The sequence below is a fragment of the Kitasatospora sp. NPDC001539 genome, assembly GCF_040298565.1.
Lineage (GTDB): Bacteria > Actinomycetota > Actinomycetes > Streptomycetales > Streptomycetaceae > Kitasatospora.
The window spans coordinates 1-6389 of record NZ_JBEPAK010000329.1; the positions used below are offsets into that span (position 1 = coordinate 1).

A 6389-nucleotide genomic window follows, 5' to 3' on the forward strand; every position below is an offset into this window, starting at 1 on the left:
GCGTGGTCGAGGAGCTCGCGGACGTGCTCGGCGCGGCCGTCGGCGCCTCGCGTGCGGCCGTCGACGCCGGCTGGTACCCGCACAGCAACCAGGTCGGCCAGACCGGCAAGCAGGTCTCCCCGCAGCTCTACATCGCGGCGGGCATCTCCGGCGCCATCCAGCATCGGGCCGGCATGCAGACCTCGAAGACCATCGTGGCCGTCAACAAGGACCCCGAGGCCCCGATCTTCGAGCTGGTCGACTACGGCGTCGTCGGCGACCTCTTCCAGGTCCTGCCGCAGCTCACCGCCGAGGTGAAGGCCCGCAAGGGCTGACCCGTCGGACGGACCACGGAGGGCGTGGCACTCGGTACCCCGGTACCGGGCGCCACGCCCTCCGTCGTTCGCCAGAGAGGTTCGCCAGAGCGTTCTGCCAGAGCGTTCCGTCAGGCCGTTCCGCCAGGCCGTTCGCCCGGTCGTTCTCCCCGCCGTTCGCCCCGTCGGCGGGCGCGGGAGCGGCGGCCCGTAGAGTCGGCCCGACGGCGCCGGACCGACTTCGACGGTCCGGCCGGGTCCGGTGCGACCAGGGCGAGACGAGGGCGAGGACGGAAGCATGGCACTGCTGACGGCACTTCAGGGCGACCACGGCGACGCGGCGGACGCGCTGCGGATCGACGGCCGGGCGCTCTCCCGGGCGGACCTGCTGGGTGCGGCGACCGCCGTGGCCGACCGGGTGGCCGGGGCGCCGGCGCTCGCCGTGCTCGCCGCTCCCACCGTCGAGACGGTCACCGCCGTGGTCGGCGGGCTGCTGGCGGGCGTCCCCGTGGTTCCGCTGCCACCCGACTCGGGGCCGAAGGAGCGCGCACACATCCTGCGCGACTCCGGCGCGGCACTGCTCGCGCACGCCGCCGGGCAGGCACTGCCGGACGACCTCCCGGTGGAGGCCCTGCCCGTCGACACCGCCGAGCGCTCCGCCACCGGGTACGCCGAGCCGGCCGCCGACGCGACCGGTTTCGTGCTCTACACCTCGGGCACCACCGGCGCGCCCAAGGGAGCGGTGATCAGCCGGACGGCGATCGCCGCCGACCTGGACGCCCTCGCCGCCGCCTGGCAGTGGACCGCCGAGGACACCCTCGTCCACGGCCTGCCGCTGTTCCACGTGCACGGCCTGCTGCTCGGAGTGCTCGGCGCGCTGCGCACCGGCAGCCGACTGGTGCACACCGGACGGCCCACCCCGCAGGGGTACGCGACGGCCGGCGGCAGCCTCTACTTCGGTGTCCCGACCGTCTGGTCCCGGCTGGCCGCCGACCCGGCGTCGGCCGCCCGCCTGGCCCCGGCCCGGCTGCTGGTCTCCGGCAGCGCGCCGCTGCCCGTACCGGTGTTCGAGAAGCTGGCGGCGCTCACCGGGCACGCCCCGATCGAGCGCTACGGGATGACCGAGTCGCTGATCACCGTCAGCACCCGGGCGGACGGCGAGCGGCGCCCGGGCAGCGTCGGGCTGCCGCTGGAGGGGGTGCGCACCCGGCTGGTCGGCGAGGACGGCGAACCGGTGCCGTACGACGGGGAGAGCGTCGGCGAACTGCAGGTCTCCGGCCCCACGCTGTTCAGCGGCTACCTGAACCGGCCGGACGCCGACGCCGAGGCCTGGACGGAGGACGGCTGGTTCCGCACCGGGGACGTGGCGGTGATCGGAGCGGACGGTTTCCACCGGATCGTCGGCCGGGCCTCGGTGGACCTGATCAAGAGCGGCGGCTACCGGATCGGTGCGGGCGAGGTCGAGGCCGCCCTGCGCGACCACCCGGCGGTCGCCGACGCGGCGGTGGTCGGCGCGCCCGACGAGGACCTCGGACAGGCGATCGTCGCCTACGTGATTCCGGACGGCCCCGTGACGGGGGAACAGCTGACGGCCTTCGTGGCCGAGCGGCTCTCGGTGCACAAGCGCCCGCGCCGGGTCGTGCTGGTGCCCGAACTGCCCAGGAACGCACTGGGAAAGGTGCTGAAGAAGCAGCTCCTCGCGGAGGCCGGAGGCCAGAGGTGAGGGGCCGTCGGCTGGGCGCGCGGTGACGCGGCCTCACCCTGATGCCCCGTCGGTGCTCACCGCCCGTGAACCCTTCCTTTGGCGCACTCCGCTGCGCGCCGTGAGCGGACGCGTGCTTAACGTGACACGCAGGCAGAACTGAATCCTGGTGACATGCCGCGACCTCCGGTCGCAGGACCAGAGGCCGTGGCATGTCGGACGGGATCTGCCGAGCGGACGAACCGGCGAGAGCCGGGGCGTACCGCGTGTCCGCAGCAGTTTCCGCAGCCGCCCGTCGGGCGGCCGTTCGCACCAGTGCGTTCGCAGCAGTGAAGGAAGTCAGCAGGATGACCACCGTCAACACCGGCTCGCCGGATGCCGCCGACGAACCGATCGAGCAGCACGCCACCGCCGACCGTTCCGGACGTCCCGTCCGTCCCGCGCGGGCCGCGCGGATCCGTCGGGGGATAGCGATGGCGGCCGTGATCGCGGTCGGCACCGGGGTGATCGGCCTCGGCACCGGAGTGAGCCCCGCCGCCGCGGAGCGGGCGCCGGCGCACGCCGGATGGGACGGCTCGCGGTACTGGTTCAAGAACAGCCAGGGGCAGTGGCGCTGGACCACCCACTACAGCGTCTACGTGGCGCGGACCGGCGGCGCCAAGAGCTCGTCGGGCTCCTCGTCGAAGTCCTCGGCGACGTCGGGCGGGGGGATCAGACAGGGCTGGGACGGCTCGCGCTACTGGTTCAGGAACAGCAGGGGCGAGTGGCGCTGGACCACCCACTACGACATCTACCTGGAGCGGACCGGCGGGGGCTCGTCCTCGGGCTCCTCCGGTTCGTCCGGCTCCTCGGGCTCCTCCCAGGGCTCGGTGGCGGTCGACCGGGACGTCGAGACCGCCGTGGAGTTCGCGCTCGCCCAACTGGGCAAGCCGTTCAAGACGGCGGGCAACGGGCCGGACGGGTACGACTGCTCGGGCCTGGTGCAGCAGTCCTTCCGGCGCGGCGGCATCAGCCTGCCCCGGGTCGCCAACGACCAGTACGAGGCGACCACGCCGATCAGTGCGAGCCAGCTGCGCCGCGGCGACCTGCTGTTCTGGTCGCCGGACGGCACCCGGCGCGGCATCCAGCACGTGGCGATCTACCTGGGCAACAACCAGTACGTCGAGGCTGCGCGGCCCGGGACGAAGATCCGGATCTCGACCATCAGCAAGGGCTACTACCCGGCCTACATGGGGCGGCCGTGACGGTCCGCCAGTGAGCACGTCGGGGGCGCCGGTGTTGGACCCGGCGCTCCCGACGTGACCCCACCGACGGCACCCGTGCCCCGGCCGGGGGCACGCCCAGCCGCCCCGCCGGCGGGGCCGGCCGGACGCGGCGTCAGAGATCGGCCCTCCGGGGCAGCGCGCCGCGGGCGCCGAGCGCCGTGACGGCGAAGGCCCCGGCGGCCACGGCGGTGGCGGCCGCGTCGGTGAGCGCGGCCCCGCGGGCCAGCCCGGCGGCCAGGGCGCCGCAGAAGACGTCGCCGGCGCCGGTGGTGTCGACCACCTGGACGGCGGGCGCGGGCAGCAGGGCGACGTCCGACCCGGTGGCGACCAGCGCGCCCTCCCCGCCGAGGGTGACCACCGCTCCCTCGGCCGTGCGGGCGAGTGCCCGGGCGGCCTCGGCGGCGGTCATGGCCCCGGTCAGCTGGCGTGCCTCGACGGCGTTGGCGACCACCAGCGGCCGCCGGCCGGTGGGGCCGGCGTCGGGCAGCGCACCGGCCGGGGCGGTGTTGTGCAGCCAGCGGGTGCCGCCGTTCGGACCGGCGGCGGGGAGCGCGGCCGCCGCGGCGCGGATGCACGTTGCGGGGACCTCGTTGCTGGTGAGGACGACGTCCACGGGCAGCAGGTGGAGCCGGTCCAGCGCGGCGGTGACCTCCTCGGGCGTCAGCTCGGCATTGGCTCCCGGGACGACCACGATGCTGTTCTCGCCGGACGGATCGACCATCACGATCGCCTGACCGGTCGGCGCCTCGGGGTGCGTGAGCACGGCGTCCGTCCGCACCTCCGCGCCGTGCAGGTCGGCGAGCGCCGCCTCGCCGTCGTCGTCCCGGCCGATCTTGGCGACCAGGTGGGTCGCCGCGCCCAGCCGGGCCGCCGCCACCGCCTGGTTGGCGCCCTTGCCGCCGAAGCCCCGGTCGGCGGAGGTGGTCAGGACGGTCTCGCCGGGCGAGGGGAGCACGGGGCAGCGGAGGATCCGGTCGGTGTTGACCGAGCCGATGACGACGACGCGGCCGGCGGGAAGCAGCTTCATCGTTCCTCTGTACGCGGCGGGGCTCGGGCGGCGCAAGAGGCACCCGCGGTGCCGGGGGCGGCTGGGTGCTCCGGCGGCTCGGTCCGTTGCGCGGTCCGAGGCGCGGTCCGTTGCGCGGTCCGAGGCTCGGTCCGAGGCGCGCTCCGCCCGGGTGCCGAACGGCGGGAGGAGGGGAGCGGGAGCACCAGGGAGCGGGCGGGCGCAGGGGCGGCGCGCGCGGCGTACGGGTGGGGCGCGCACCGGAAGTCGGCCGGTCCGACCTCCTGTGCGAACGGCGTCCGGTCGGAAGGCGGCTCCGCGGCCGAACGGTCCGCATGCGTCCCGGTCCGGCCCCCTGGCCTGGGCACATGCCCCTGACAAGGGGGCGCGCGGGCGGGCGCGTCGGGCAGGCATGGGGAGCGGCGTGGTGCGGGTACCACCACGGGTGGCGCTGGTTCGGCCGACGGGGGCGCTGCCCGGTGCGAACGGCATCGGGGCAAGTCGAGGGCAGGGGACGTTGTGATCGTCTGGGTCAATGGCACATTCGGGGCGGGCAAGACGAGTGCCTGCCGCGAGCTGGTGGAACTGCTGCCCGGGAGCGTGCTCTTCGATCCCGAGCTGGTGGGTTTCGGTCTGCGCCGGATGCTTCCGGCGGACCGGCTGGCCGCGGTGTCCGACTTCCAGGACCTGGCGGCCTGGCGCCGGCTCGTCCCCGAGACGGCGGCCGCGCTGCTCGACGAGGTCGGCGGCCCGCTGGTGGTGCCGATGACCCTGCTCAGAGAGGACTACCGGGACGAGATCTTCGGCGGCCTCGCCGCCCACGGGATCGCGGTGCACCACTTCGTCCTGGATCCAGAAGAAACGATCCTGCGTGACCGGATCGCGCATCGCGAGGAGTGCCCCGGCGATCCGGCGGGCAGCGAGCGGGTCCGCGACTGGTGCCTGGAACACCTGCCCCGCTACCGGGCCGCCCGCCGCTGGCTGGTCGGCGACGCCCGGCTGATCGACAGCAGCGACCTCACTCCCCGTGAGACTGCGCACCGCATCGCCGAGCTCGTCCGGGTCGGCGCCGCCCGCTGCCCGATCGTCCAGACCCCCGATCCGACCGGCGACACCGTGGCCTCCGCCGTGCTGTTCTTCGACGAGCAGGACCGGGTGCTGCTCGTCGACCCGGTCTACAAGCCCGACTGGGACTTCCCCGGCGGCGTGGTCGAACGCGGTGAGGCCCCGACCGACGCGGCCCTGCGCGAGACCGCCGAGGAGCTGGGCCTGCGGCTCGACCCCGCCACGCTGCGGCTGATCGCCGTCGACTGGGAGCCCCGCACCGGCCCGCGCCGCGGCGGCCTGCGCCTGGTGTACGACGGCGGACTGCTGGACGACGCGGGCCGGCAGAACCTGCTGCTCCAGCAGGAGGAACTGCGCGGCTGGCGGTTCGTCACCCTGGAGGAGGCGGCCGACCTGCTGCCGCCCAGCCGCTACCGGCGGCTGGCCGCCGCGCTGGAGGCGCGGCGGAGCGGGGAGCTGCGGTACCTGGAAGCGGGGTGCCGGGTGGCGCTGGGGCTGGAGAGCGCGGCGGACGCGGCCTGACGAAGCGCCGCGAGTCCGCCGTCCGGTGTGCGCCGTAGGCGGCGGGGCTTCGGCTTCGGGGCGGCGGCGGGGATTCGAGGCGGCGGCGAGGCTTCCGGGCTGTGGCGCGGCGTCGAGGCTGCGGCGCGGCGGGACTTCCGGGCGGCGGCCCGCGACGCGGCCCACCCGGTTCGCCCGGCGGCCGGAGCGGGCGTCAGGATGGGGGCATGCCGTTCACGTTCAGTCACCCCGCCGCCGTCCTGCCCCTGCTGCGCGCCGCCGGGGCGCGCGGCCCGCTGGTAGCCTCCGCGCTGGTCGCCGGGTCGATGGCGCCCGACGTGCCGTTCTTCGTCGAGTCGCTGCTGCCCGGGGTGTACCGGCACGGAGGACTGCTGCACCGGTGGTGGGCGGTGCCGACGGTGGACGTCGCGGTCGCCGCCGCACTGGTGGCGGGGTGGCACGGACTGCTGCGGGCGCCGCTGGTGGGGCTGCTCCCCGAGCGCTGGGCGGGCGGCGCCGAGGCGCTGACGGCCCGCCGGGCCGGGGAGGGCGGCGTC

The 6389-nt window shown here is 75.5% G+C and carries 6 protein-coding genes; 5 read left to right on the forward strand and 1 reads right to left on the reverse strand.

The annotated features are described in order from the left end of the window. From ABT247_RS30690 to ABT247_RS30700, 3 genes are all read left to right on the forward strand, one after another. Nucleotides 1–314: electron transfer flavoprotein subunit alpha/FixB family protein (locus tag ABT247_RS30690; protein WP_350749108.1), on the forward strand; the 314-nt coding region annotated here is incomplete at its 5' end. 277 nt (nucleotides 315–591) lie between these two features. Further along, a complete protein-coding gene (locus ABT247_RS30695) occupies nucleotides 592–2016 on the forward strand; it encodes an acyl-CoA synthetase (RefSeq protein WP_350749111.1) in 1425 nt (474 codons plus the stop codon). A 326-nt stretch (nucleotides 2017–2342) separates the two neighbouring features. After that, on the forward strand, nucleotides 2343–3239 hold the full coding sequence (locus ABT247_RS30700; RefSeq protein WP_350749113.1) for a C40 family peptidase: 897 nt from the start codon (nucleotides 2343–2345) through the stop codon (nucleotides 3237–3239). A 133-nt stretch (nucleotides 3240–3372) separates the two neighbouring features. Here the strand turns inward: ABT247_RS30700 and ABT247_RS30705 are convergent, their stop codons facing one another. After that, nucleotides 3373–4287 carry a PfkB family carbohydrate kinase gene (locus tag ABT247_RS30705; RefSeq protein WP_350749114.1) on the reverse strand — a complete coding sequence of 305 codons (915 nt, stop codon included), beginning with the start codon at nucleotides 4285–4287 and terminating at the stop codon, nucleotides 3373–3375. Between the two features lie 498 nt (nucleotides 4288–4785). Between ABT247_RS30705 and ABT247_RS30710 the strand changes: the two genes are divergently transcribed. Both ABT247_RS30710 and ABT247_RS30715 read left to right on the forward strand, forming a co-directional pair. Further along, entirely contained in the window at nucleotides 4786–5853 is a 1068-nt protein-coding gene (locus ABT247_RS30710) for an NUDIX hydrolase (RefSeq protein ID WP_350749116.1), read from the forward strand. Between the two features lie 206 nt (nucleotides 5854–6059). Further along, a partial coding sequence (locus ABT247_RS30715; protein ID WP_350749119.1) for a DUF4184 family protein occupies nucleotides 6060–6389 on the forward strand: 330 nt, incomplete at its 3' end.